Below are 24,910 nucleotides of genomic sequence, written 5' to 3'. Positions count from 1 at the left end.
TTCAGAGCCACGGGCCGAGCCCGGGGGCGTCGGCGAGCGAGTGCGGACGGCCGGCCAGCCAGGCGGCGACCTCGGGCAGCGGGCCGTCGGGCAGCTCGGTCAGCCCACGCCTGGCACGGATCTCCTCCACCAGGGCGGCCAGGAAACCCCTCGGCAGGTCGGCGAAGGCGACGACGCCGGTGCCGAGGTCGACGGCGTGGACGCACACCTCGCGGGCGCGCATCCAGGGCAGCTCGGTGGCGGGGACGGTACGGCCCTGAGCGGTGACGACCTCGCGGTGCCACTGCTCCTCGGTGAGACCGTCGAGGCCCGCCGCGAGCTTGTCCGCGGAGGCCGTCAGCCAGGAGCGGAGCTCGCCGGCCGACAGGGTGGCTCCCCGGGCGATCCCGGCGGCGCGCTCCTCGGCCGAGGCGTACATCGGGGTCTCCTCGCCGGTGGCCGCCCAGTGCACCAGATGGCCCAGGGCGTCGGCGTTGGCGGCGACGTGCGCCACCAGGTTCCCGCGGCTCCACCCGGGCAGCGCGCTGGCGGCGCGGAAGGCCGGCTCGTCGAGGCCCGCCGCGGCGTCGAGCAGCAACTCCGTTCCCGTGCGGGCCCATTCGCGGGCGTCGGCGGGCGTGCGGGTGCCGACGGTCATCCCTCGACCACCTTGTTGGCGCAGGCGCCCAGGCCGCCGATGTCGGTGACCACGGTCTGCCCGGGGAGCAGGAAGACCTTGGGGTCGCGGGCGTTGCCCACGCCGGCCGGGGTGCCGGTGGCGATGATGTCGCCGGGGCGCAGGGTGATGACGGTGGATATGTACTGGACCAGGAAGACCGGGTCGAACAGCAGCGTGCCGGTGTCGTCCCGCTGCATCACCTGGCCGTCGACGACCGTCCTGACCTCGAGCGCGGGGCGGACGCCGCCGACCTCGTCGGGGGTGACGACGTAGGGGCCGACCGGGGTGGAGGCCTCCCAGATCTTGCCCTGGGTCCACTCGATGGTGCGGAACTGCCAGTCGCGCACCGAGATGTCGTTCATGACGGTGAAGCCGGCGATGGCGTCGGCGGCCTGCTGCTCGTCGGCGCGGCGCACCTCCTTGCCGATCACCACGGTCAGCTCGACCTCCCAGTCGAGCGCGTCGGTCTCGGCCGGCTTGACGATGTCGTCGTTCGCGCCCAGCAGGGTGTCGGCGAACTTCGGGAAGAGGGTGGGGTGGGTCGGCAGCTCGCGGCCCATCTCCTTGATGTGGTTGGTGTAGTTGTGGCCGACGCAGACGACCTTGGAGGGGTTCGGGACCACCGGCGCGAAGTCGGCGCCCGCGACCGGGTACTCGGTGCCGGTCGCGGCGGCGGCCCTCTCCCGCCAGCCGTCCTCGGCGAACAGCTCGCCCAGGTCGGCGTGGCCGAGGTCGACGTGGACGTCGCCGTCGAGGCGGACCGCGCGGGTGCCGTCGGCGGTGCGGATGGTGGCGAGCTTCATGTTCAGGCGTCCTTCTGGGTGCGGTCGAGCTTGAGCGCCTCGAAGACGGGCGCGTCGGAGAAGCGGAAGAGGTCGAGGGCGCCCGCGTCGGAGTCGGTCGTACCGGCCTCCGAACGGGCGGAGAACGGCTCCCAGGACGGGACGACGAACAGGTCGCCGCGGCCGACCGTCCAGGACTTCCTGCCGACGGTCACCACGCCGGAGCCGTCGAAGACCTGGTAGACCGAGGAACCGGTCTCGCGCACCGGCGCGGTCTCGGCGCCGCGGGCGACGCGGTGGAACTCGGCGCGGACGGTCGGCAGTACGTCGGCGCCGTCGTGCGGGTTGGCGTAGCGCACCGCGGCGTGGCCGGGCTCGACGGTGCCGCCGTAGCCCTCCTTCTCCAGCAGCAGCTGGTCGCGCAGGGCCGCGTCGGTGTACTCCCACTTGTAGGACAGCAGCGGGCTGCCCGGCGTGGCCGGGGCGGCCGACAGCGGGCGCAGGCCGGGGTGGCCCCACAGCCGCTCGGAGCGCGAGCGGTCGGGCGTGATCCGCTCGGCGTCGCCGATCTCGTCCCGGCCGAACTCGAAGAACTGCGCCTCGCTGACGTACTGGAACGGGATGTCCAGGCCGTCGATCCACGCCATCGGCTCGCTGGTGGCGTTGTGGTGGGCGTGCCAGTTCCAGCCCGCCTGCGGCAGGAAGTCACCGCGGTTCATCGGCACCGGGTCGCCGCCGACGACCGTCCACACTCCCGAGCCCTCGACCACGAACCGGAAGGCGTGCTGGGTGTGCCGGTGCTCCGGGGCGTCCTCGCCGGGCATGAGGAACTGGATGGCCGCCCACAGCGTCGGGGTGGCGAACGGCCGCCCGCCGAGCGAGGGGTTGGCCAGCGCGATGGCCCGCCGTTCCCCGCCGCGGCCGACCGGGACCAGGTCGCCGGCCCGGGCCGCCAGCTCCCGCAGCCGCTCCCAGCGCCACAGGTGCGGCACGGCGCGCGAACGCGGGTGGGCCGGCATCAGGTCGCCGATCTCGGTCCACAGCGGGACGAGCAGTTCCCGCTCGAAACCCCGGTACAGCTCTTCGAGCGCCGGGGTGACCTCGGGCTGCCCCTCGGCGGACACGGCCTGGAGCCGGACCGGGGAACCCTTCGCGATGTCTTGGGCGATGGAGGACTGAGTCACATCTCGCAGCGTGCACCCTGTCTGTCAGGAGAACATGTAGATTCTGGAGAGCAGAACCATTGGAGAATCCCATGGACAAGCCGCTCAAGACGCCGCCGCCGTACCCCATCGCCAGCGTGGACCACGCGCTGCGGGCGGCGACCATCCTGCAGATGGAGGGCGGCGCGACCGTGTCGGAGATCGCCGAGCGGCTGGGCGTCGCCAGGTCCACCGCCCATCGGCTGCTGGCGATGCTCGTCTACCGCGACTTCGCCGTGCGGGGCGAGGACCGTGTCTACCGCGCGGGCCCGGTGCTGGAACTCGCCGCGCACTCCCAGTCCCTCGTGTCCCGGCTGCGTGCGGCGGCGCTGCCCCATCTGCACCGGGTCGTCGATCTGCTGGACGAGACCACGAACCTGATCGTGCGCACCGGGGACACGGCCCGGTTCATCGCGAGCGTCGAGTGCCGGCAGGCCCTGCGGGTCGGCTCCCGGGAGGGCATGGTCTTCCCGGCCCACCGCACGACGGCCGGACTGCTGCTGCTCGCCGACCTCTCCGACGCGGAACTCCAGGAGGTCTACGCCGCCGAGCGCTACCACGACCGCCCGGCCGACCGCCCGGACCTCGCCCGACTGCGGACGGAGCTGGAACGGCTGCGCCGCACGGGGTTCGCCGTCAACCAGGAGCGGTCCGAGCGGGGCCTGGTCGCCGTCGGCGTGCCGGTGCGCGATCAGGACGGCGCCGCGCTGGCCGGTCTGTCGCTGTCGATGCCCAGCGTGCGTTACGACCCGCAGCGCCTCCGTTCCCTGGTCTCCGCCCTGGAGGCGGCGGCGCACGCGCTGGAGGCGGACCTGGCCGCGCTGGACTGAACCGGCGGGCGGCGCGTCTCGACAGGCAGAACGTTCACTTTAGATTGTGCACGAATCATTGACGTGCCGTAAAGCGAGTGTCATTCTCCACGGCATCGCCGCCCGACTCGCGCCGTGCCCTCCCCCCACCACGCGCCGAGCCCGGGCCTTCCACGTCCCGTGGCTCGCGTTCCGGGACGCCCGTCCTTCCCAGCCAGGGAGAACAGCAATGACGCTCGACAACGGGACGACGACGTCCCAGGGCCCGACCGCGGGGGCCGCCCGGACACCGGGCTACGCGGGAACACTGGCTGCCGCCTGCGGCGCGGTCTTCGTGGCCCAGGTCGCGAACGCGCTGCCGGCCTCGCTGAACGGGCTCTTCCAGGAGGACCTGCACACCCACGGTTCCCAGCTCACCTGGGTCACCGCCGCGTTCATGATCGCCGTGGTCTGCTTCGAGTTCACCTTCGGTGTCCTCGGCGACCTCTTCGGACGGCGCCGGCTGGTCGCGGCCGGCACGGGCCTGGTCGCCGCGGGCAGCGCCGTCTCCGCCGTGGCCCCCAGCGTCCAGGTGCTGTGGATCGGCGCGGCCGTGAGCGGACTGGGCGCCGGCGCGATGTTCCCCGGCTCCCTCACCGCGATCATGGCGGTCACCCGCACCGCGCGGCAACGGGCGCACGCGGTGGCGGTCTGGAGCGGTTTCCTGTCCGCCGGTGCCGCCGTCTCACCGCTGCTCGGCGGCATGTTCGCCGGGATCGGATCGTGGCGCGGCTCCTTCTGGGTGCTCGTCGGACTCGCCCTGGTCAGCATGGTGCTCACCCTGACCCTGGTCACCGAGTCGAAGGCACCCGCGGGCCGCAGGCTCGACGTACCCGGCCAGATCACCTTCGCCGCCGGACTGATCCTGGTGCTGTACGGCGCCGTCGAGGGGCCCGAGTCCGGCTGGACCACCCTGCCCGTCCTGCTCGCCTTCGCCCTCGGCGGCTGCTTCCTCGCCGGGTTCGTCGTGGTCGAACTGGGCGCCGAGTCACCGATCTTCGACCTGAAGCTGTTCCGCAACCGGGCCTTCACCGTGTCGTCCGTCGTCGCGGTCATCGGCATGCTCGCCTTCCTCGGCGCCTGCTTCGCGACGAGCATGTGGCTGGGGCCCGTGCAGCACCAGGATCCGATCCGGGTCGGGATCCTCTTCCTGCTCCTCCAGGGCCCCGCTTTCCTGCTGATCCCGGTCGTCTCGCGGCTCCTGCACCGGGTCGCCGCCTCCTGGCTGCTGACCACCGGATTCGCGCTGATGGCGGTCGGCTGCCTGCTGTTCACCCGGCTGGACGTCACCGACCAGGGACTCGGCGCCTTCGTCACCCCCGCCCTGCTGATCGGCGTCGGCTTCGCCCTCACCGTCAGCTCGGTGACCGCGGTGGCCCTGAACAGCGTGCACCCGCATCTGGCCGGCATGGCCAGCGCCACCACCAACATGCTGCGCGACCTCGGCTTCGCCCTCGGCCCCGTCGTCGTCGGCGCGGTCGCCCTCAGCAACGCCGGGACGGCCTTCACGGCGAACCTCCCCGGTGCCGGCCTGTCGGTCGGGCAGGCGACGGCGGCACGCGGGATCGCCGAGGCCGGCGGGCCCATCGCCGTCAACAGCCTGCCGCCCGGCGCCCCGGGCTCCGCGGCGCACGCCCTCGCCCTGGACGCCCTGGGCAGCGGCTTCGGCACCGCGTTCCTGGTCTGCGGTGTGGCGGCCGCCGTCGCCGCGGCGCTGACCGCCTTCGGCATGATCGGCGTGCACACCCTCCGCGCGGCCGGTCACGAGGAGGCCGCGCCCCTGACGGCCGGCCGGGACGGTCTGCCGGAGGCTGCTCCCATCACGCCGTAGCACGGGCGGGCGGGCCGAGGGGGCGCAGGCTCTGGCATCAGGCGGGCGCGGGCGGCGCACGCCGGCTCGCCGAGACCATAGACGTCCTCGGGCCAGGTTCCCGAGGCGGCGGCGACCGCGACCCGGCGCAGCGGTGTCCCGCGGTCGAAGGACCCGGGCTCCCGTCCGGCCGGCACGTCCTCGGTCAGGTCCACCGCTCCGTAGTCGGCGAAGACGGGCACCAGCAGATCGACGACCTCCCTGGCGTTGCGCACCACGTCCAGGGAGCCGCCGATGCGCACCGCGGCCCCGTGCAGCAGATCCAGCCGCTGCTGCGCGCGCGGGTCGGCCGCGGCCAGTCCGCCGCCGGACAGGGCCACCCGCATCCCCCACGCGTCCTCGAGTGCCGCCTCCTCCGTGGGCAGCAGCCGGACCAGGAAACGCGCCCCGGTGTCCCCGGTGAGCGCGGACACCTGCGCGTCGACGTCCACCCGGCCGCCGCCGGGGCGGCGTATCGTCACCCGGTCGCAGGCGTCCCGGCCGGCGCCGGCGGCCCCGGCCAGGCGGTCCCACACCGCGGGATCCGTCACGAGCGAGGGCAGGTCGAGCCCGCTCGGGGCCGTGCCCGCGCCGCCCAGCAGCTCCAGTGCCCGCGGTGTGCACGCCAGTACCGCGCCGGCGCCGTCCAGCACCAGCTCCCAGGTGGTCCCGCCGGCCGCCGGCCGGTCACTTCTTCGGATCGTGACCCCAGTTCATGAGTGACCAGCGCCATCTGGTGTCGGTGATGTCGCCACCGGGGCGCTGTTCGACGTGGCGTCTTACGTAGCCGACCACCTTGCGCATGTGGGCGATGTCGTCCTCGTCGAGATCCGCCTTCTTCGTGCGCAGCAGCGTGACGATGCGGCGTCCGGACTCGTGTCCGACGCTCTCGCCGCCGTCACTCTGCCCCACGCTCTTCGACTCGTCGGTCTCCAGCCACTTCTCGAGCTCGCCGGCCGTCATGTTGACGGCGTCGCCGAACGCGTGCCGGACGTCGTCGTCCTCGCTGTCCTCGTGCTGTGCGGACATCAACGATGGTCACCTCTCGCGTCACCTGGTCGCCCTACCTGCCCAGGTTCGTCCAGGTCACCGGAGCGCGCATCCTCAGACCCCGGCGCCCTCCACGCCGTTCGCCTCGCGCGCACCGGGCACGGGAGCGGCGCCGTCACGCGGCAGGACACTGGGCCACCAGGCCCGCGGGCCGATGTCGAGCACCAGGGCCGGGACCAGCAGCGAGCGGACCACCAGAGTGTCCAGCAGGACGCCGAAGGCCACGATGAAGGCGATCTGCACCAGGAAGGCCAGCGGGATCACCGTCAGGGCGGCGAACGTCGCGGCCAGCACCACCCCGGCCGAGGTGATCACCCCTCCGGTCGTGGTCAGACCGCGCAGCACACCCTGCCGGTTGCCGTGGACGAGCGCCTCCTCGCGCACCCGGGACATCAGGAAGATGTTGTAGTCGACGCCCAGCGCCACCAGGAACACGAACCCGTACAGCGGCACCGACGCGTCCGCGCCGCCGAAGCCGAACACGTGCTTGAACACGAGCGAGGAAACGCCCAGGGTGGCCAGGAAGTTGAGCGCCACCGTCGCCACCAGCAGCACCGGCACCAGCAGGGAGCGCAGCAGCAGGACGAGGATCAGCAGGATGATCCCCAGCACGACGGGCACGATGACGGTGCGGTCGCGGGCGGAGGTCCGCTGGGTGTCGTACTGCTGGGCCGTGTAGCCGCCGACCAGCGCGTCGGCTCCGGGCACCGCGTGCACCCGGGCGCGCAGCCGCTCGATCGTCCGCTTCGCGGCGTCGCTGTCCGCCGCGGCCGCCAGGGTGGCGTCGACGCGGACCCGCCCGTCCACGACCTTCGGCGCCCCGCCGCCGGGCCGCCCGGACGCCGAGACGGCGGCCGCCGACGCCACGCCCTCGGTGTCCTTCGCCGCGGCGGTCACCCGGGCGGCCCGGCCGGCGTCGGCGATGATGACGGCCGGGTTGCCGGATCCGCCGGGGAAGTGCTCGCCGAGCGTCTTCTGCGCGGAGACCGACGGGGCGTCGTTCACGAAGATCTCGTCGAGGGGCACGCCCTTCGCGGACAGCGAGGGGGAGAAGGCCGCGAGCACGGCGAGCCCGAGCGCGGTCACCACCCAGACCGCGCGCGGCCGTGCGCCCACCTTGCCGGCGACGCGGTGCCACACGCCGTGCCCCTCCACGGAGGCGTCCGACTCGCGCGGTCGGGACGGCCAGTAGGCGGTGCGGCCCAGCAGCGCCAGCACGGCCGGCAGGAACGTGAGCGTGGAGAGCACGGCGCAGACGATGCCGATGGCGCCGACCGGCCCGAGCGCCCGGTTGTTGGTGAGGTCGCTGGCGAGCAGGGCCAGCAGCGCGAGCGCCACGGTGGCGGCACTGGCGGTGATCGCGCCGAACGACCTGCGCACCGCCGCCACCGCGGCCGTGGCACGGTCCTGGCCCGTCGCCAGTTCCTCGCGGAACCGCGCGGCCAGCAGCAGCGCGTAGTCGGTGGCGGCGCCGATCACGAGGATGGAGAGGATGCCCTGCACCTGGCCGTCCACCCGGACCAGGTCGTTGTCGGCCAGCGCGTAGACGACCGCGCACGCCAGCCCGAGGGCGAACACCGCACCGAGGATGATCACGAAGGGCAGCAGGACGCTCCGGTAGACCAGGAGCAGGATCAGCAGTACGGCGCCCAGCGCCACGCCCAGCAGCAGCCCGTCGATACCCGCGAACGCGTCCCCCAGATCGGCCTGGCTCGCCGCCGGGCCCGCGATCTTTGCCGTCGTACCCGGCACGCTCCGCGCGGCCTCGCGCACGGTGTCCAGCACGTCGGGCAACCGGTCGCCCAGGTCCGGCCGCAGCTGGACGACGGCCTGCAACGCCTTTCCGTCCTCGGAGGGCAGGGCGGGCGACGGCGCGCCGACGATCCCGGTCCGCCCGGCGAGCGCTCCGACGGCCCGGGTGGCGGTCGTGCGCCGGTCGTCCGTGATCCGCTTCCCGTCCGACGTCCAGACGACGATCGCGGGCAGCGTCTCCGCCTGGTCGAACGCCTCGCGGGCCTTGAGCACCTTGGTCGATTCCGCGCTCTGCGGCAGGAAGGCGGACTGGTCGTTGGTGGCGACCTCGCCCAGTTTCCCGGCGTAGGGCCCGAGCGTTCCGCCCACACCGAGCCAGACGAACAGCAGGACGAGCGGCACGAGCCACCGCGTCCGGCCGGGTGTCGCTCTCATGCGTCTCCTCGAATGCCGGTGCGACCAAGTAAGTCAGTCGTGAAGTATCTCAATGATCGAGTAACCATATACTGGGGCGATGTACGGGACCGAACACGCCTCGCCGTCTCTTCCGGGGGACGACCCCACGGGGTTGCAGTCCTTCGCGGTCCTTCTGCGCCGGCTCAACGGCGAGTTCAACCGCATCGCCCACGAGTTCGCCCAGACGCAGGGCCTCCACCTCACCGACGTCCAGGCCCTCGTCGCGATCCTGGACGCCGACCCCGAGGAAGGGCCCATGACGCCGGGGCGGCTGCGCAGGCGGCTCGACCTCACCTCCGGTGCCATGACCGCTTGCCTGGACCGCCTGGAGCGGGCGGGGCACATCCGGCGCGTCCGGGCGGACGACGACCGCCGCGTCGTCCATCTGCACTACGCGGAGGCGGCCAGGAGCCTCGCCCGGGACTTCTTCCAGCCCCTGGCCCGCGGCACCGAGGCCGCGCGGCAGCGCTTCAGCCCCGCGGAGCTGAGCGTGGTCGCCCGCTTCCTGGGCGAGATGAACCGGGAACTCGCCCTCCTGCGCAGCGGACCCGACCCCCGGGCCTGAGACCCGCGAGATCCGCATACTTCGGGATGAACCTGAGGAGCCGGCCTTCGACCAGGCACGGGACGGCGTCCGTGACGAACGGACGGCACGGGGGAGTGGGATGTGCGGCGAGCCGGAAACCGACATGACGCCAGGGGGGTCCCGCGTCGGTCGGCAGCCGCCGGTGATCGTCGAAGCGGGTTATGCGGCCGCTCGGGATCGGAGACCGCCCCGGACGGCGGACCGGGACGTGGGCGAGGCGGAGATCGAGCGAACCCGTCTCGTGCCTGGATGCCCCGCTGTCATCGGCGAACAGCGTCGAGGAGTCGGACGGGCTGTGGGAGCGGTACGACACGGAGCGGAACACCGCGCGGGAGGCGAGGCCACCGCTCGACGTGATCCGAGCCGCGCGCGTGGACGCTCGCGGTGATCTCTGATCCGACGCGGCGGTGAACGGCGGGCGGGGCAGCGGCGGACGCTGTCCGCGGCGGCGTGAGAGGCGGCAGCGGCGCGCGGCCCCCGCGGCCCCGGGCCGCGCCTCATGAGGCGGCCGCGCCGGGCCGCTCGTGGAGCCGGGCAGGGGCCGGGCCCGCCGGTTCACCACCGGGCCCGTGTCCCCCGCCGATCACGGACAGCACAGGTCAGGCGGCCAGTGCCTGGCGCCACCGCACCGGCGCACCCACCCTCAGCACCGAGTTGCGGTAGATCCTCCCGGCCAGAAGCATGCAGCAGGCCGTGACCACCAGCAGGACGGCGGCGGAGACGAGCTGCTCCTGCACCGTCGCCGTGCCCACCGAGGCCTTGAGCGGCATCAGCAGGCCGGAGAAGGGCGGTATGTACTGCACGACCGAGACCCAGGGCGCGGAGAGATGGGCGGCGGCCGCCGTCGCCGCACCGACCGGCGCGAGGGCGAGCAGCATCACCGGCGTCAGCACGCCCTGCAGGTCCTCGGGCCTGGACACCAGCGATCCGGCCGCCGCGTACAGCGAGGCGAACATGGCGAAGGTCAGGAGGAACCAGAGCACCGTCACCGCCAGGGCCCGCAACCCCGGCATCGCGGTGGTCTGTTCGGACATCACCGACTGCGCCCCCATCACCGCGCCCAGCATCGTGGCCACCTGCAGCATGCCGGCCGTGACGATGCCGGACACCTTGCCCACGAGCAGTTCCAGCGGAGTGAGCGTGGCGAGCAGCACCTCCACCACCCGGGTGGACTTCTCCTCGACCACGCCCTGTGCGATCACCGACCCCTGATTGACGATCTGCATGAACAACACGATGATCAGGCTCGCCGCGGCGCCCAGTTGGAGCGAGCCCACGGACTTGCCGACCGTCACGGTGGTGGGCTCGGCGGCCGCGGTGTCCCGTGCCAGCCGTCCCAGGTCCACGTCCTGCCGGAGCAGGGCCTGGTGGCCTGCCCAGGTCCTGGCCAGCGCGTCGGCGCCCGCCCGCGCCTGATCGCTGGTGTCGGCGCGGGTCAGGAGGGACGCGTGGCCTCCGGCGACGACCACCGCCGCGTCCGCGTCCTTGCTCTCGACCAGCTTGCGCGCCCCGGCCATGCCGTCGCACGACGTCACCCGCACCCCCGGCGGCGCGGTGCCGAGCGACGCTGCCGGAGTGCCGCAGACGGTCACGGTGGCCGAGGTGCTGCGCCCCATGAAGTTGAAGCCGATCACCAGGCCGAACGTGACCAGGGAGAGCAGGACCAGGCTGACGAGATAGCCCCTGGTGTACATCCGCGCCCGCAGTTCCCGGACATAGACCAGGCGGACGCGGGTCGGGTTCAGCGAGTGCCGCTCGGAGCCGGGGCGCTTCATGCGGACACCTCGTCCAGGTCGGAGGTACGGGCCTTCTGCGGGGACGGAGCGCCGGCGGCCGGGGAGCCCGCGGGCGGCGCGTCCCCGACCGGTTCGACCAGGTCCCGGAACAGTTCGGCGAGGCCGGGCACATGCCGCCGCATCTGCCGCACCGTGCCGTGCCGCACGGCCTCCACCAGCAGGTCGTTCTCGGTGCGGCCCACGACGAGATCGACCAGGACCCCCTGCTGGTGCGCCCGGAATCCGGCCGCCGCGGCGCAGCCCGCGGGCCAGTCCGCGCCGGCGCCCTCGACCTCCACGTACACCTGGCCGCTCGCCTCCGCGGGCCGCAGCTCCTCGAGGGACCCGGAGGCCACGTGGCGTCCGGCGCGCACGATCGAGACCCGGTCGCAGAGCTGCTCGACCAGATCCAGCTGGTGGCTGGAGAAGAGCACGGGCACGCCCTGCGCCGCCTTCTCGCGCAGGACGTCACTCATGTCGTCGACGGCGAGCGGGTCGAGCCCCGAGAACGGCTCGTCGAGGACGAGCACTTCGGGAGCGTGGACCAGGGCGGCGGCCAGCTGTACGCGCTGCTGGTTGCCCAGGCTGAGGGTGTTCACCCGCTTGTCGCGGTGCTCGGTGATCCGCAGCCGCTCCGTCCAGCGGACCATCGCCTCACGGGCATCGGCATGGGACAGCCCGTGGAGCTCGCCGAAGTAGATCAGTTGCCGGGCCACGGTCATCTTGGGGTACAGCCCGCGTTCTTCCGGCATGTAGCCGAACCGTGCCGACTCCTGTCGCCCGACCGGCGCCTCGCCCCAGAGCACCTGTCCGCGGTCCGGCGTGAGCACCCCGACGCCGATGCGCATGGCGGTGGTCTTGCCTGCTCCGTTGCCGCCGACGAAGCCGCATATCTCCCCAGGTCTCACGGTCAACGTGAGTGAATCCAGCGCCTGTCGGGATCCAAAGCGCTTCGACACTCCCTCGAGTAGCAAAGGTTCCACGGGCCCTCCCCTTCCGTCTGCCTGTGCTGTGGACGTGTGCGCGGAGTCTACTTTCCTGTCGGGAAACTACCTGCTACTTTCTCGTTAGGAAAGTAGAGGTGCTCCTCAGGAGGATGCGAGGGCCGATGGCGTCCGACGACAAACACGACACGAACCCCTTCGATCGGCAGGCCGTGACGCCGGCCGACGCGCGAGCCGCGCTCGAGGACATCCGCAGACGGCAGGAACAGTCCGGTGTGGCCGAACTGCGGTTCGAGCTGTCACGTTCCTCCGTCCTGACGGCGGCGCTGCTGCTGTTCGTCTCCTTCGCGTCCTTCGACCTGCCCAACCCCTGGGGTGGCGCGGTGCTGCTCCCGGGGCTGCTGCTGGTGGCCTGGATCGTGGTCCGCCACACGCACGGTGCGCCGGTCCGCAACAGGCTGGGCACCGGGGGCGCGCTGGTGGGGGTGGCCTGCGGGATCGCCGCGTTCGCGGTGTTCCAGGGGCTGGCGGCGGCGCTCTCCTCCGGCGGGGTGCCGACGCCTCATCTCATCGCCGCCGCGGCGGTGGTCGGAGCGTGCCTGCTGGCGGCGCCCCGTGCCCGCAGGGCGGCCGAGGCGCGGCTGCGGCGCCGGGCGGAGCGGCGGTACTGATGGACGCCGACTTCGACGCCTTCCTGCACCCGGCCCCACGGCTGACGATCGTCGCCCTGCTGGCACCCGCGGGATGGACCGAGTTCGGATTCATCCGGGACGCGATCGGCACGAGCGACTCCGCCCTGTCCAAGCAGTTGTCGGCACTCGCGGCCGAGGGGTACGTCGAGGTGCGAAAGCAGGCCGCTGTGGGTGTCCGGCGCACCCTCGCACGGCTCACCCCGAAGGGGCGGGAGGCGTTCGTGCGGCACGCCGCGGCGCTGGAGCGCATCGCGGCGACGGCGCGTGCCGCGCGGCCGGCCGACTGACCGCTCGTGACGGTGGGCTGATTCCACGGGCCGCCGGCGGCTTCGGCCGCCGGGAGGCCCGCCCCGCGGTCCGCCGTGGCACCGGGGCGGGCGCGGCGCGACCGAACGGGGAGCCGGGCACCGGCCCGCGCCCTTCCGCACCCATGCTCATGTACGGAACGTTAGCAAGGGGAGGCATAGTGTGATGATCGAAGTGCGAGAGCTGACGAAATGTTATGGAAAGACCCGGGCGGTCGATGATCTGAGCTTCCGTGTGGAGTCGGGACGGGTGACCGGCTTCCTGGGGCCCAACGGCGCCGGGAAGTCGACGACGATCCGCGCGATGATCGGTCTCGACCGTCCCACCTCGGGCGAGGTCCTCATCGACGGCCGGCGTTACGAGGACCTGCCCCGCCCCCTGACCACCGTGGGCGCGCTGCTCGACGCCCGCGCGGTGCACAGCGGCCGGAGCGTGCGGGGACACCTGGCGGGTCTGGCCCGCAGCAACCGGCTGCCGCCGCGGCGGGTCGACGAACTCCTGGAGATGGTCGGACTCGCGAGTGTCGCGGACAAGCGGGCGAAGGGGCTGTCGCTGGGCATGGCCCAGCGTCTGGGCATCGCTGCCGCCCTCCTCGGCGACCCGCAGGCGCTCCTGCTCGACGAGCCGGTCAACGGCCTCGATCCGGAGGGCGTGAAGTGGATCCGCGACCTGATCAAGCGCATGGCGGACGAGGGCCGTGTGGTCCTGGTCTCCAGCCATCTGATGAGCGAGATGGCGCTGACCGCCGGGCACCTGGTCGTGATCGGCCGCGGCCGGCTCCTCGCCGACACCTCCGTGGAGGACTTCATCGCGAGCAACTCCCGGTCCTACGTCCTCATCCGTACGCCCGAGCCCGAACGTGTGCGCGACCTGCTGGCCGCTCGCGGCGTCCAGGTGGACGCCGGGCCCGACGGGTCACTGGAGGCGGTGGGCACCGACCCGAGGACGGTGGGAACTCTGGCCGCCGAGAACCGGATCGCCGTCTACGAGGTCAGCCCGAGGACCGCCTCTCTGGAGGAGGCGTTCATGCAGTTCACCGCGGATGCCGTCGAGTACCGCGCGGAGCAGGAGGCAGTGCGATGAGCAACGACCTGGGCGCGGCCGTCGGTTTCGAGTGGTCCAAGGCGCGCACCCTGCGTTCCGTGCCGTGGAGCCTTGCCGTCTGCGTCGGCCTCAGCCTCGCCTTCGCGGTGCTCACCGGAGCCGTCGTGCAGCACCAGTACGCGCACAAGCCGGCCCCTTCGTCCTTCGACCCGATCTCCGCCGGGTTCAGCGGGCTGCGGCTGGGGCTGATCGGGCTCGTGGTCTTCGGCGTGCTGGTCGTCACCAGTGAGTACTCGTCCGGGACGATCCGCAGTTCACTGGCCGCGGTGCCCCGGCGCGGGGTCTTCTACGCGGCCAAGCTGCTCACCGGCGGCCTCGCGGCCCTGGCGGTCTCCGTCGTCGCCGCGGTCACCAGTTTCCTCCTCGCCCAGGCGACCATGGGCGACGAGAGCGTGTCCCTCACCGACGACGGCGTGCTGCCGGCCCTGATCGGGGCGGTGCTCTACGCGACCATGCTCTGCCTGTTCTCCATGGGCGTCGCCGTCCTCCTGCGCTCCTCCGCGATCACCATGGGCATCCTCGTGCCGCTCTTCTTCACGATCTCGACGATCCTCACGAACATCCCCGGCGTCGGCAAGGTCGCGCAGTTCCTGCCCGACCAGGCCGGCGGGCTGGTGCTCTACCGGCACGCGCCCGACGAGTACGTGCTGAACGCGTGGTCCGGACTCGCGGTCCTCGCGGCGTGGACCGCGTGCGCGGCGATCGCCGGCTACCTGGCCCTGCGGCGCCGCGACGCCTGACGGCACCGGTGCGGTCCGTGCGCCCCGCGCATGCGGATCTTATGCGCGGCCGATGCGCGCTCTCCCTCGTCGGCGATGCGGGGGTCGAACGTCCGCCTCCCATGATCGGAGCAGGCGCCGAACGGCAGTTCGGCGCCCGCATCCACCACACAAGGGAGAACTGCCATGTACCAGGGTGACCTGTCCCTCCTTGAGGAGATCGAAGAGCAGGACTTCGACGGCGTCGCTTACGGAGCGTGCACCACGAACACCTTCTCGCTGTCGGACGCGCTGGGCAACCACGGCGGCTGGTGCACCCTCACCAAGGAATGCCAGGCCAACTGCAACTGACCGTGGTCAGCGGCGAGAGAGGGAACTCCATGCAGAACGAGAAGGACATCCTCGGGGCGTACGACGAGGCCGAGCTCATCGAGCTGAGCGAGGCCGACGTCACCGGTGGCACCACGCCGGTCTCCATAGCGGTGACGGTGGCGGCCAGCGTCGCCTTCTGCCCCACCATCAAGTGCACCAGCGCCTGCTGACAACCGATCTGTTCGAGTAACGGGGAAGGAACGATCATGCAGAACGAGAAGGACATTCTCGGGGCGTACGACGAGGCGGAGCTCATCGAGCTGAGCGAGGCCGACGTGACCGGTGGCACGACGCCGGTCTCCATCGCGGTGACGGTGGCGGCCAGCGTCGCCTTCTGCCCGACCACCAAGTGCACCAGCGCCTGCTGAGTGCTCTGTAGGTCGGTGTAAGCGGGTGGGGCGGAATGGATCGAAACCCCCAAGGGTCCATTCCGCCCCGCCTTTTGGGGGTACTTCACATCGCGTGCAGAAGGACGGCAATGAGATCTGCGATCAACCTCTATCCGGAGTTCGACGACACGGAGATCGGTGAGACGATCACGCCGCTCGCGCCGTTCGACGACCACGTTCTCGCCGTGGTCGCCGGCGGGCCGCAGAAGTCCGTCGCGGCATCCGCCCGGCCCGGGGTCGTCAAGGACTGGCTGACCCGTCCGGAGGAATACCCTTTCCAGCACGTGATCAGGGCGATCGCGGCGGGTGCCGCGGACGGAGATCCGCTGGCCGCGTTTCCCGCCCTGTTCAACGACTTGGACGACGCGCTGGTCGAACTGCTCGCCAGGGCGGAGATCCGCGTCCGCGAGATGTACACCCGTCCGCTGGTGGCGGCCGTCAACCACGCCCGCGAGCAGGGACTCCTCGCAGGGGACAGCCCGCGGGAGCGCTACCGGTACTTCGTGGACGAGGCGATCCGCGGTTCGTTCAGCGCGGCCGGAGGTCTCAGCTTCCCCGTGCTGCGGGATCTCACCCCGGTGGTGCTGGCCGGCACCGTCGACGCCGTCGTCGAGCTCTGCTCCAGGGTGGTCGCCGACCGGGAGGTGCTCCGTGCCGCCTTCGGTCTCGCGCCGGACGACCGGCTGGTCTCCTTCGGCACCCCCGAGGGCGACACCCACCATCACGGCCGGGCCGTCTGCATCCTCACCTTCGAGTCCGGCACCCGCCTGGTCTACAAACCGCGCGACGTGTCCTGCGAGGCCGCCTACCTCCGCCTCGCGGACGAACTCAACAAGGCCTTCGGCACCCGCCTCGTCGCCGCCCGGGCACTCGCCCGCGACGGCTACGGATATGTCGAGTACATCGAGGCCGAGGACGTCTCCGAGATCTCCGAGCGCTTCATGCGGGACAGCGGCGAACTGGCGGCGGTGCTCTACGTGCTGAACGCACGCGACATGCACTTCGAGAACATCGTGCCGACCCGCCGCGGTCCCGTCCCGGTGGACCTCGAGACCCTTCTCCACCCGGAGCGGGTCCACGACGGGCCGGTTCCGGAAGCCGAGGGGAACGCGTACGCCACCATCGGGCAGTCGGTCTACGGGGTGGGCATCCTGCCGCTGGTGATGGCCGGCAGGAAGAAGGACCGGGGCGGACACGTGGACCTCGGATTCCTCGGCGGGCCGGGGCGCGGTACCTCTCCGTTCAAGCAAATGAGCTTCGACGCGCCGTACACGGACCGGATCAGGCTCTCCCTCAAACCCCAGGCGGTGCAGGGCCGCAAGACCGTCGTCGGCGAGCGGACCGAGGAGGAGATCCTCCGCCTGGGCCGGGAGATGGCGGACGGCTTCACGCGCACGTACCGTGCGCTCCTCGCGGCACCAGACACCTGGACCACGCTGCTGCGCACGATCGCCGACGGGCTGCGGATCCGCTACGTCCACAACCCCACCGCGCTCTACTCCCAGACCCTGCGCATGACCACGGGGCCGAGCGCCCTGGACGACCCGGCCACCTATCTCGCGCTCCTCAAGCGCATCGCCATCGCCAGCAAGACCTCGGCCCGGCCGCTGATCGTCTCGGAGCTCCGCCAGATGGCCGAGCGGGACGTCCCGTACTTCACCGTCAGCGCCACCGGAACCCGGATCTGCGACGGAGACGGCCGGGAGGTGGGCGCCGCGCTCGGCCACTCCCCGCTGGAACTGGCCCTGGCCAAGGCGGCCCGTCTCGGCGAAACCGATCTCGTACAGCAACTGCGGCTCATCCGGTCGGCGTTCACCGCCCAGTTCCCGGACAACCACCTGACTCCCGCACGGTACGCGCAAGCCCCCGCGGCGGACGGCGGTGCCGGCTCCGGTGAGCGTCAGGCCCTCGTCTCCCTCGCGCGGGAGCTCTGCGACGGCCTGGTCGAGACCTCCCTGCCCGACCGCTTCGCACACCTGCCCAGGACCTGGATCGGGCCGCTGGCGTCCGCGGAGGCGGACCGCCCCTGGCCGCCCGGCGTGCTCGGCTATGACCTCTACACCGGCCGGACCGGAATCGCCCTCACCCTCGGCGCCGCCGGACGTGTCCTGGACGACGACCGCTACCTGAACGTGTCGCGACAGATCTTCTCGGCGACCGCCGACATCCTCGCCTCGCACCGCTACGAGTCCCGCAGCCTCCGGCAGGCCGGTTACGGCGGCTACACCGGCATGGCGGGCATCCTGTTCTGCCTCTCGGCGGCAGGCCGCCTGGCCGGCGAGAACGACTGGGTGCGCGCCGCCCGGGGAGCGGTACCCCTGGTCCTCGAACAGCTCCGCGCCGAGCCGGCCGACGAACTGCCGCTGGACGTCATCAGTGGCCTCGCGGGCGTGCTGAACTGCGTCACGGCCATCGCGGGTCCCGACGCGTCCGAAGCGGTCACCGAGGTGACGCTCCTCCTCGCCCGGGCGATCCGGTCGGACGGGGTCTACGCCCGGTCGGTCCTGGACCAGTCGGGGTTCGCCCATGGCATCAGCGGGATCGTCCACGCCCTCGGCCGTGCCCACCCCCTGCTGCCGGCGGAACGCCGGCCCCTGGTCGAGACGGTGCTGACCGAACTCGTCGAGCGGCTCGACGAGTTCTTCGACCCGGACGAGCGGAACTGGTCATCCCGGGCCTCGCGGGAGGGAACCTTCGCGACGGGCTGGTGCCACGGCTCGACCAGTGTCGCGCTGGCCCTGTCCACCTACGGGACCGTGCCCGGCGGCAAGGACGTCACGGCCGCGCGGGACCAGGCGGTCGGCAACACGCTGCGTCTCGGGTTCGGCCGCAACCTGACCTGGTGCCACGGCGACCTGGGCAACCACGCCGCCCTGCGCTTCGTCGCCGGCCCGGACGGCGCACCGCTGCACGCCGAGGTGCGGGAGCAGGAACGCCGATGGCTCCGACCGGAGGTGTTCCGCCGCAAGATGGCCGACCCCGACAGCCGCTACGCGCACACCAACAGCCTCATGGTCGGCAGCGCCGGCCTCGCACTGCACCTGCTCAACCGGATCGAGCCGGACCTGCGCCTGTGCCCGCTCACCCTCACCGTGGGAGGGCGCTGACCATGACGACACCCCACCGGGAGAAGATCTCCACGGCACGCCGGGTACCGACCGTCACCCAGGTCACGCAGACGGAGTGCGGTCTGTGTTCGTGCATCGCCCTGCTGCGGTACTACGGGCGCGCGGAGGAGATCGTCAGCGCGCGCGAGGTCATGGAAGCGGGACGTGACGGCCTGTCGGCCGGCCAGCTGGCGCAGTTCCTGGAGTCACGCGGCATGCGGGTCAAGCCGTACCGGGTCAGGAACGTGGCCGCCCTCGAGAACTTCACCTCACCGGTGATCCTCTACTGGGAGAACTACCACTTCGTCGTCCTGGAGAGCTTCGACGGCCGGACGGCCGTCGTCATGGACCCCGCGGTCGGACGGCGCCGGATCAGCCGCGAGGAGCTGGAGAAGAGCTTCACCGAGATCGTCCTCGCCGCCGAGCCGGCCGAGGGCTTCGAGAGGAAGCGCGCCAGGCCGTTCTCCGAGTGGCGTAAGTTCCTGCTGCTCACGACGGACGCGAAGAAGCGCATAGGCCTGGTGGCACTGCTGTCGCTCAGCGGCTACGGGACGGTTCTCGGCATTCCCGTCCTCACGCGGTGGGCCGTCGACCGTTACGCCCACTGGCAGGGACTCGGCGACTCGGCCGTCCTCATGGGGGCCGTGCTGGCCGCCGCCCTGTGCTACTACGTGCTGCACCTGACGAGGGTCGTGCTGCTGTCCTCGTTGATCGCCGTGCTCGGCAAGGACCTGATGAGCCAGACGTTCACCCGGCTCCTCAACCTGCCGTTCAAGTTCTTCACCACACGGCCGCCCGGCGAACTGATCTACCGGCTCAACAGTGTGACGTCGGTACGCGACCTGATCTCGTCCCGGATGGCCCAGGGCGTGCTCGACGTGGGCACACTGATCTGCGTCACGGTGTACCTGCTGGTCACGGAGTGGCGGCTGGGCCTGGTCGCCGTGGGCCTCTTCCTGCTCAACGCCCTGTATCTGATGAAGACGCGATACCGGGTCACCGAGGCGGTCGACTCGGAGATCGCGTATCTCGCCAAGAGCCAGGGAACCCAGCTCGACGCCATCGTGTCGATCCCGGCGATCAAAATGGGCGGCTACGCCGAGGAGTTCCTCACCGGCTGGAACGAGACGTACAGCAACTCGCTGAACGCGATGAGGACGCGTATGCGTCTCCAGCAGGGCCGCATAGCCGGACTCTCGACCACGACGCAGATGTTCGGGCCGCTGATCCTGCTGCTGTTCAGCCTCTACCTGGTCAGCCACGGCGGCATCTCCCTGGGGGCCGCCGTGTCGGTCCAGGCGATCTCCGCGACCTACTTCTCCCTGGCCAGTTCGGTGTTCCAGACCTACACCTCGTTCAACGAGGTGTCCCGGTACGTGTCCCGGCTGGCGGAGATCTCCGAGGAGGAACCGGAGGCACCCGGCGGCACCAGGACCGAGCTCGCCTCCCCGTCCATCACCCTCAAGGACGTCAGTTTCCGGTTCACCAAGCACAGCGACCTGGTGGTCCGGGGCGTCTCGATGACGATCGGCGCGGGAGAACGCGTAGCCCTCGTCGGACCCTCGGGATCCGGGAAGAGCACCCTCGGCCGCATCATCTGCGGGCTCTACGGGGCCACGAGCGGAACGATCGAGTACGGCGGCCACGACCTCGAGGACTACGACAAGACCGCCCTGCGCCGCACCATCGGCTACATCCCCCAGGAGGTGCACATGCACAACCGCACCATCCTGGAGAACCTGACCCTGGGCAAGGACCTGTCCGAGGAGTACGTCCGCGAGTTCTGCGACCGGCTGGGGATCCTCGACTTCGTCAACGACCTGCCCATGGGGTTCAACACCCTGGTCTCCGACATGGGAGCCAACTTCTCCGGCGGGCAGCGCCAGCGGATCGCCATCGCCCGCGCCCTGCTGGGGAATCCGAAGATCCTGGTCATGGACGAGGCCACGGCGGCACTCGACAACATCAACGAACGCCGTGTCATGCGGGTCATCTCGGAGATCGGGGCCACTCAGGTCGTGATCGCGCACCGCCTGGCCACCGTGAAGTCGGCCGACCGGATCTACGTCCTCGACAAGGGGTCGATCACGGAGGCCGGAACGCACGAGGACCTCCTCGGCGAGGGTGACCTGTACGCGAACTTGTACGGTGACGACCAGCGGGAGGAAACGCTGGTGGGGGGAGAACGAGCGTGACCGACCCGCAGGTGGCAGTCGTCGACTTCCTGCCGTTCTACACGAACCGCGTACCCCGTCAGGCAGTCGTGGACCGACTGCGCGGCCCCCTGTCCCGAGTGTCCGCGCCCGAGCACGCGGAGGACCTGACCGACCAGATCTGGGAGGACCTCGTCACCACCGTGGAGGGACACTCCCTGCGCGTGCTGATAGGGGAGTTCCACGAATTCCGGGGAGCCCAGGGGCTGCCCATGGCCACCGAGAGCGACGAGGCGCTCCAGGAGTTCCGCCGGCACCTGGAGGACCCGCACAACTGCCGTGACATCCTGGCCCGTTACGAGGTGCTGCGTCATCGGCTCACCGTGGTCCTGCACCACTTCCTCGACGCCTACGACGAGATGTTCACCGCCTTCCACCAGGACCGGCCGCGGCTTGTGGCGGGCGGGCTGCTGGCGGACGGGAACGACACCCTCGCCTCTCTGATCACCACGGGCGGGGACCCCCACAACGACAACCGGCGCGTCGTGGGCGCCCGCCTCGCCGGCGGCGGAAAACTGGTCTTCAAGCCGCGCACCCTGGCGGCCGACGACTTCGTCCGCGACCTGTACGCCGCGGCCGAGCCGTATCTCGCCCACTCCCTCGACGGATGTGTGCCGGCATCGCTGTCCGTCGGCGAGCACGGGTGGCAGCATTTCGTCACCCCCCGCGCCATGACCGCGCCGGACCAGCCGGCCCGGTACTTCTACCGCTTCGGCGCGATGTGCGCCCTCTTCGGCGCCATCGGCGCGTCCGACCTCCATGACGAGAACCTGCTGGCCGCCGGGGAGCACCCGTGCGTCATCGACACGGAGATGATGCTGCGGCCGGGCGCCGGCTCGGGGGACGACTCGCTGGAACACCGGCTGATCAACCACGTCGAGGTCTCCGTGGCCTCCACCATGCTGGTCCCGAACGTCCGGCCCGAGTCGCCGATCGACGTGATCATGGCGGGTGTCGGCGTCGGCGGCGAGCAGGTGTCCGGCAAACTGAAGAAGACCGTGATCCAGGACGGTGGCACGGACGCCGTCCGCCTGCGCTGGGAACCCGTCGTGTACCAGCACAAGGAGAACGTGCCGCGGCTCGGCGACGAGAAGCTGCCGGCCGTGCGGTACTACGGCGACATCCTCGCCGGATACACCGACGCCCTGGGAGCCGTCCGGCAGCGCGAGGCGATCGAGAGCGTGCTCGACCGGTACGCCGACCTGCCCGTGCGCTGCCTGATCCGCTCGACGATGGTGTACGGCCGCTTCCTCGACGCGGCGACACAACCGCGGTACCTGCGCGACACCGGTGAGACCGAGCGCCTCCTGGGACTGCTGAAGGGCTTCCCTCGGCATCTGACCGCCGAGGCCCGCGCGTTCGCGGGCGAGGCCGAGCGCACCGCCCTCGACACCGGGAACGTGCCCTACTTCACGGCGCGGGCCGGTTCCACCGAGCTGGCCACGAACACCTCCCGGCAGGAGGGGGCCCACCCGTCGTCACCGGCGGACTTCGCCCGGGCAGGCCTCGCGCTCCACGCCGGGCAGAGCGACGCCTACCACCGGTTCGTGCTGGAGGAGTGCTTCGGCGAACTCGCCGAGGGAGCGCCGGACGTCATGTCCCGCCGGAGCGTCTTCGCCCCGGTCCTCCAGACCGCCGCGGACGAGGCATGGTGGCCTCGGGTGGCCCGCACGCTCCAGGACGTGCGGGTGACCCACCAGGGCGAGGACGGTGCGCAGGCCGGCTGGATCGGCGGGGTGGGGCCCGACCGCGGGGCCCCCACCATCGTCCCGGGCAACTTCCTGTCGTTCCATGACAACGGAGGGATCGTCACCTTCCTCCAGGACGCCGCGGAGCACGACCCGGAGCTGGCGGAGCTGCACCTCAGTGCCGACCGCGGCCTGAGCGCGCTCCTCGATGTGTACGGCGAGGCGCTGCTGCGGGCCCCGGAGAGCGTGTTCACCGGAGCGGCCTCGATGCTGCTGACCCGGCCCCACAGGCAGGACCGCGACTGGGTGGCCCGGCTGCTGGAGCGCATCCCGGAGCGGGTCGAGGCCGGCACGCTGGAGACGGACCTGGCCAATGGCCCCGGCGGCCTCCTCATGGCCGTGCTGGCCCGTCTCGAAGCGGGTCAGGACCCCCTGATGGACGAGGACCGGCTCACCGGCCTGTGCGACCTGGTGCTCGCACAGGCCCGGACGACGCTGGACCGTGCGTGGTTCGACGTGGCCCACGGCGACATCGGCATGCGGTGGGCGGTATCCCGGATCGGCCGGTACCTGGGTGACCCGGCCCTGACCGACGCGGCCGCGGACTGGCTGACGGAACGCCTGGCCCACGGGGAGCTGCCGCCGGTGCCCGGCTGGTGCAACGGCAGCGCCGGGCTGCTGCTGGTCGCGGCGGAGATCCTGACGTCGGCGGGCCGGCCGGGCACTCCCACCGGCGGTCGCCTCGCACAACTGGCGGACAGAGCAACGTCGTTGGCGGAGCAGAAGCCGGTGGACCTGTCGGTGTGCCACGGCTCCGGCGGCGTCATCCAGTCGCTGATCGCGGCGAGCGGGCTCTGCGAGGACCCGTCCCTGCTCGATCGAGCGGCCGACTACCGGGGACGCGTGGCGCGGGCGGCTCGTGAGCGGGGATTCCACACCGGTTGCCCGGGGCGAACCTCGCTGCTGGGCTACATGTTCGGCTGGTCGGGTATCGGTCATACCGACCTGATGCTGAACAGGGCACTGGACGGCCGGACCCCGGCCTTCGTGCCGGTCGCGTTGACCGCCTCCGGCGTGCCGGAACCGTCGTCGCCGCGGCCGCGCGGCGCGAGCGCCCGGCCGGAAGTCCCGCGGTGACCACTGGAGACAAGGAAGTACCAGTCATGAGCCAGAACAAGCAGAACGGCATGGCGCCGACGTTCCCCCTGTTCATCGGGGCCATCATCGCGGCCGTGGCCTTCAGCCAGGACAACCGGGGCGGTGCCGTGCTGGGCCTGGTGGCCGGAGCCGTCATCTCCCTGATCGTGTCGGTACGTCGACGGAAGCGGTAGCGCGACGATGAAGTACTCGATACTGCTGCCGGTGGTGCCGGCCCGTCCCGAACAGGCGGTGCTGTTCGCGAACCTCGTGCAGTGGACCGCCGCCGAGCGTCTGTGGCAGGGGCAGTCGCTGGTCCTCGACTCCCACCACCTCGCCGCCTGGCTCGCCGGCATCGGGGTGCGCGTCCCGATGGGCTTCGGGGTCTCCCTGATGCCGATGCGGTCGCCCTACCAGGCGGCGTTCGAGGCGCGCTCGGTCGCACTCGCCACCGGGCACTCGGTGGTGGCCGGGTTCGGGCCGGGCCCCGTGTCCTTCCAGAGCGCTCTCATGGGACAGCCGTACGCCAGTCCACTGCGGGCCTCCCGGGAGTACGCGACGATCGTGCGCGCCCTGGTGTCGGGTGACGACGCGATGGTCGAGGGCGAGTACTTCTCGGTGGCCGCCCGGCTGCCGAAGCGTCCGGCGCCACCGGTGGAGGTGGGCCTCGGGGTGCTGCGCCCGAGGATGGCGGCCCTCGCGGGCGAGGTGGCCGACCGGGCCATCACCTGGCTCCTGCCGGCCGGTTACCTGGCCGAGACGCTGCTCCCGGCGATGCGCGGTGCGGACCGCAAGCTAGACAAGCCCGTGCGCACCACGGCCATCGTGCCGCTGGCGGTCGCGCGCGAGGGCCGTGACGTCACCGCCCTGGTCGAGGCGACCTGCGGCAACCATCTGAAGGCACCCCACTACCAGGACGCGCTTCGCAAGGCCGGGATCACCGTGTCCGACCAGGGCGACGCGCAGGACGCCGCGCGGGTCGCGGACGCGGGCGCCTTCCTGTACGGCACGGTGGAACAGATCCACGACCGGCTCGCCGAGTTCGCCGCCGCAGGGGTGGACGAGGTCGTCCTCAACACGATCGGTGTCGCGCAGACGCACGGACCGAAAGCGGCCGCCCTGGACCTCCTGCAGATCCTCGGCAGCGCGTCGGGCGTGTCGGCGGCCGACGTCGGACTGACCTGACGCGCCTGCCGGGCCGGGCGGCGCCCCGCTCGCCCGGCCCGGCACGCCCGACCGCGCGTCACCTTTCCATGCCTGATACCCGATTGTCCGTCAGCA

The 24,910-nt window shown here is 71.6% G+C and carries 23 protein-coding genes; 15 read left to right on the top strand and 8 right to left on the bottom strand.

From position 1 onward, the window contains the following. Window position 1: 1 nt before the first annotated feature. The 3 genes from ABZ478_RS08000 to ABZ478_RS07990 are packed head-to-tail and all read right to left on the bottom strand — an operon-like array spanning window position 2 to window position 2,624. On the bottom strand, window positions 2-637 hold the full coding sequence (locus tag ABZ478_RS08000) for a maleylpyruvate isomerase family mycothiol-dependent enzyme (protein ID WP_359546370.1): 636 nt from the start codon (window positions 635-637) through the stop codon (window positions 2-4). Then, entirely contained in the window at window positions 634-1,461 is an 828-nt protein-coding gene (locus ABZ478_RS07995; protein WP_359546369.1) for a fumarylacetoacetate hydrolase family protein, read from the bottom strand. Before ABZ478_RS07995 ends, ABZ478_RS08000 begins: the two co-directional genes overlap by 4 nt. 2 nt (window positions 1,462-1,463) lie before the next feature. After that, complete coding sequence (locus ABZ478_RS07990; RefSeq protein WP_359546367.1) at window positions 1,464-2,624, bottom strand: cupin domain-containing protein; 1,161 nt, start codon at window positions 2,622-2,624, stop codon at window positions 1,464-1,466. Window positions 2,625-2,695: 71 nt separating this feature from the next. On the opposite strand from ABZ478_RS07990, the gene ABZ478_RS07985 reads away from it, so the two are divergent. Together ABZ478_RS07985 and ABZ478_RS07980 are read left to right on the top strand one after the other, a co-directional pair. Then, the gene (locus ABZ478_RS07985) at window positions 2,696-3,472 is read left to right on the top strand and encodes an IclR family transcriptional regulator (protein ID WP_359546365.1); all 777 of its coding nucleotides are present in this window, start codon (window positions 2,696-2,698) and stop codon (window positions 3,470-3,472) included. Window positions 3,473-3,680: 208 nt separating this feature from the next. Next, window positions 3,681-5,321, top strand: a complete 1,641-nt coding sequence (locus ABZ478_RS07980; RefSeq protein WP_359546363.1) for an MFS transporter — start codon at window positions 3,681-3,683, stop codon at window positions 5,319-5,321. Here ABZ478_RS07980 and ABZ478_RS07975 read toward each other — a convergent pair. The 3 genes from ABZ478_RS07975 to ABZ478_RS07965 all read right to left on the bottom strand — a co-directional run bounded on the left by ABZ478_RS07975 (window position 5,252) and on the right by ABZ478_RS07965 (window position 8,576). Then, window positions 5,252-5,992, bottom strand: coding sequence for a hypothetical protein (locus tag ABZ478_RS07975; RefSeq protein ID WP_359546361.1), 741 nt, complete (start codon window positions 5,990-5,992; stop codon window positions 5,252-5,254). The genes ABZ478_RS07980 and ABZ478_RS07975 overlap by 70 nt on opposite strands. Before the next feature lie 34 nt (window positions 5,993-6,026). Next, window positions 6,027-6,368 carry a DUF3140 domain-containing protein gene (locus ABZ478_RS07970; RefSeq protein WP_359546359.1) on the bottom strand — a complete coding sequence of 114 codons (342 nt, stop codon included), beginning with the start codon at window positions 6,366-6,368 and terminating at the stop codon, window positions 6,027-6,029. 75 nt (window positions 6,369-6,443) lie between these two features. After that, entirely contained in the window at window positions 6,444-8,576 is a 2,133-nt protein-coding gene (locus ABZ478_RS07965) for an MMPL family transporter (protein ID WP_359546357.1), read from the bottom strand. Between the two features lie 79 nt (window positions 8,577-8,655). On the opposite strand from ABZ478_RS07965, the gene ABZ478_RS07960 reads away from it, so the two are divergent. Further along, window positions 8,656-9,162, top strand: coding sequence for a MarR family transcriptional regulator (locus tag ABZ478_RS07960; protein ID WP_359546355.1), 507 nt, complete (start codon window positions 8,656-8,658; stop codon window positions 9,160-9,162). Window positions 9,163-9,782: 620 nt separating this feature from the next. On the opposite strand, the gene ABZ478_RS07955 is transcribed toward ABZ478_RS07960, so the two are convergent. Together ABZ478_RS07955 and ABZ478_RS07950 are read right to left on the bottom strand one after the other, a co-directional pair. Continuing rightward, a complete protein-coding gene (locus ABZ478_RS07955) occupies window positions 9,783-10,958 on the bottom strand; it encodes an ABC transporter permease (RefSeq protein ID WP_359546353.1) in 1,176 nt (391 codons plus the stop codon). Continuing rightward, on the bottom strand, window positions 10,955-11,917 hold the full coding sequence (locus tag ABZ478_RS07950) for an ATP-binding cassette domain-containing protein (protein ID WP_359546351.1): 963 nt from the start codon (window positions 11,915-11,917) through the stop codon (window positions 10,955-10,957). Before ABZ478_RS07950 ends, ABZ478_RS07955 begins: the two co-directional genes overlap by 4 nt. A 149-nt stretch (window positions 11,918-12,066) precedes the next feature. Here ABZ478_RS07950 and ABZ478_RS07945 point away from each other — a divergent pair, with 149 nt between their 5' ends. From ABZ478_RS07945 to ABZ478_RS07890, 12 genes are all read left to right on the top strand, one after another. After that, window positions 12,067-12,573, top strand: coding sequence for a hypothetical protein (locus ABZ478_RS07945; RefSeq protein WP_359546349.1), 507 nt, complete (start codon window positions 12,067-12,069; stop codon window positions 12,571-12,573). After that, complete coding sequence (locus ABZ478_RS07940; RefSeq protein WP_359546347.1) at window positions 12,573-12,881, top strand: transcriptional regulator; 309 nt, start codon at window positions 12,573-12,575, stop codon at window positions 12,879-12,881. Before ABZ478_RS07945 ends, ABZ478_RS07940 begins: the two co-directional genes overlap by 1 nt. Window positions 12,882-13,065: 184 nt before the next feature. Next, the gene (locus ABZ478_RS07935; protein ID WP_359546345.1) at window positions 13,066-13,983 is read left to right on the top strand and encodes an ATP-binding cassette domain-containing protein; all 918 of its coding nucleotides are present in this window, start codon (window positions 13,066-13,068) and stop codon (window positions 13,981-13,983) included. Next, complete coding sequence (locus ABZ478_RS07930) at window positions 13,980-14,744, top strand: ABC transporter permease subunit (RefSeq protein ID WP_359546343.1); 765 nt, start codon at window positions 13,980-13,982, stop codon at window positions 14,742-14,744. The genes ABZ478_RS07935 and ABZ478_RS07930 overlap by 4 nt, the downstream gene beginning before the upstream one ends. A 165-nt stretch (window positions 14,745-14,909) precedes the next feature. After that, window positions 14,910-15,074 carry a plantaricin C family lantibiotic gene (locus ABZ478_RS07925; protein ID WP_351665484.1) on the top strand — a complete coding sequence of 55 codons (165 nt, stop codon included), beginning with the start codon at window positions 14,910-14,912 and terminating at the stop codon, window positions 15,072-15,074. A gap of 29 nt (window positions 15,075-15,103) precedes the next feature. Then, on the top strand, window positions 15,104-15,265 hold the full coding sequence (locus ABZ478_RS07920; protein ID WP_174266226.1) for a class II lanthipeptide, LchA2/BrtA2 family: 162 nt from the start codon (window positions 15,104-15,106) through the stop codon (window positions 15,263-15,265). A gap of 36 nt (window positions 15,266-15,301) precedes the next feature. Then, on the top strand, window positions 15,302-15,463 hold the full coding sequence (locus ABZ478_RS07915) for a class II lanthipeptide, LchA2/BrtA2 family (protein WP_351665482.1): 162 nt from the start codon (window positions 15,302-15,304) through the stop codon (window positions 15,461-15,463). A 110-nt stretch (window positions 15,464-15,573) separates the two neighbouring features. Then, the gene (locus ABZ478_RS07910) at window positions 15,574-18,591 is read left to right on the top strand and encodes a type 2 lanthipeptide synthetase LanM family protein (protein ID WP_359546340.1); all 3,018 of its coding nucleotides are present in this window, start codon (window positions 15,574-15,576) and stop codon (window positions 18,589-18,591) included. A gap of 2 nt (window positions 18,592-18,593) precedes the next feature. Next, entirely contained in the window at window positions 18,594-20,786 is a 2,193-nt protein-coding gene (locus ABZ478_RS07905) for a peptidase domain-containing ABC transporter (protein WP_359546338.1), read from the top strand. Further along, window positions 20,783-23,629: a type 2 lanthipeptide synthetase LanM gene (lanM, locus tag ABZ478_RS07900; protein WP_359546336.1), complete on the top strand. Its 2,847-nt coding sequence runs from the start codon at window positions 20,783-20,785 to the stop codon at window positions 23,627-23,629. Before ABZ478_RS07905 ends, lanM begins: the two co-directional genes overlap by 4 nt. Window positions 23,630-23,655: 26 nt before the next feature. Further along, complete coding sequence (locus ABZ478_RS07895) at window positions 23,656-23,823, top strand: hypothetical protein (protein ID WP_359546334.1); 168 nt, start codon at window positions 23,656-23,658, stop codon at window positions 23,821-23,823. A gap of 7 nt (window positions 23,824-23,830) precedes the next feature. Continuing rightward, window positions 23,831-24,814: an LLM class flavin-dependent oxidoreductase gene (locus ABZ478_RS07890; RefSeq protein ID WP_359546332.1), complete on the top strand. Its 984-nt coding sequence runs from the start codon at window positions 23,831-23,833 to the stop codon at window positions 24,812-24,814. Window positions 24,815-24,910 lie beyond the last annotated feature (96 nt).

This window comes from Streptomyces sp. NPDC005706, assembly GCF_040631045.1.
In the GTDB taxonomy this organism is placed as follows: domain Bacteria; phylum Actinomycetota; class Actinomycetes; order Streptomycetales; family Streptomycetaceae; genus Streptomyces.
The sequence above is the reverse complement of the archived record's forward strand: the minus strand, read 5'-3'. Positions and strand labels throughout refer to the sequence as shown.

Excerpts from the sequence above, each read along its gene's own strand:
- ABZ478_RS08000 (WP_359546370.1), bottom strand. The coding sequence starts at position 637 with ATGACCGTCGGCACCCGCACGCCCGCCGACGCCCGCGAATGGGCCCGC.
- ABZ478_RS07995 (WP_359546369.1), bottom strand. The coding sequence starts at position 1,461 with ATGAAGCTCGCCACCATCCGCACCGCCGACGGCACCCGCGCGGTCCGC.
- ABZ478_RS07985 (WP_359546365.1), top strand. The coding sequence starts at position 2,696 with ATGGACAAGCCGCTCAAGACGCCGCCGCCGTACCCCATCGCCAGCGTG.
- ABZ478_RS07980 (WP_359546363.1), top strand. The coding sequence starts at position 3,681 with ATGACGCTCGACAACGGGACGACGACGTCCCAGGGCCCGACCGCGGGG.
- ABZ478_RS07970 (WP_359546359.1), bottom strand. The coding sequence starts at position 6,368 with ATGTCCGCACAGCACGAGGACAGCGAGGACGACGACGTCCGGCACGCG.
- ABZ478_RS07965 (WP_359546357.1), bottom strand. The coding sequence starts at position 8,576 with ATGAGAGCGACACCCGGCCGGACGCGGTGGCTCGTGCCGCTCGTCCTG.
- ABZ478_RS07960 (WP_359546355.1), top strand. The coding sequence starts at position 8,656 with ATGTACGGGACCGAACACGCCTCGCCGTCTCTTCCGGGGGACGACCCC.
- ABZ478_RS07955 (WP_359546353.1), bottom strand. The coding sequence starts at position 10,958 with ATGAAGCGCCCCGGCTCCGAGCGGCACTCGCTGAACCCGACCCGCGTC.
- ABZ478_RS07945 (WP_359546349.1), top strand. The coding sequence starts at position 12,067 with ATGGCGTCCGACGACAAACACGACACGAACCCCTTCGATCGGCAGGCC.
- ABZ478_RS07940 (WP_359546347.1), top strand. The coding sequence starts at position 12,573 with ATGGACGCCGACTTCGACGCCTTCCTGCACCCGGCCCCACGGCTGACG.
- ABZ478_RS07935 (WP_359546345.1), top strand. The coding sequence starts at position 13,066 with ATGATCGAAGTGCGAGAGCTGACGAAATGTTATGGAAAGACCCGGGCG.
- ABZ478_RS07930 (WP_359546343.1), top strand. The coding sequence starts at position 13,980 with ATGAGCAACGACCTGGGCGCGGCCGTCGGTTTCGAGTGGTCCAAGGCG.
- ABZ478_RS07925 (WP_351665484.1), top strand. The coding sequence starts at position 14,910 with ATGTACCAGGGTGACCTGTCCCTCCTTGAGGAGATCGAAGAGCAGGAC.
- ABZ478_RS07920 (WP_174266226.1), top strand. The coding sequence starts at position 15,104 with ATGCAGAACGAGAAGGACATCCTCGGGGCGTACGACGAGGCCGAGCTC.
- ABZ478_RS07915 (WP_351665482.1), top strand. The coding sequence starts at position 15,302 with ATGCAGAACGAGAAGGACATTCTCGGGGCGTACGACGAGGCGGAGCTC.
- ABZ478_RS07910 (WP_359546340.1), top strand. The coding sequence starts at position 15,574 with ATGAGATCTGCGATCAACCTCTATCCGGAGTTCGACGACACGGAGATC.
- ABZ478_RS07905 (WP_359546338.1), top strand. The coding sequence starts at position 18,594 with ATGACGACACCCCACCGGGAGAAGATCTCCACGGCACGCCGGGTACCG.
- ABZ478_RS07895 (WP_359546334.1), top strand. The coding sequence starts at position 23,656 with ATGAGCCAGAACAAGCAGAACGGCATGGCGCCGACGTTCCCCCTGTTC.
- ABZ478_RS07890 (WP_359546332.1), top strand. The coding sequence starts at position 23,831 with ATGAAGTACTCGATACTGCTGCCGGTGGTGCCGGCCCGTCCCGAACAG.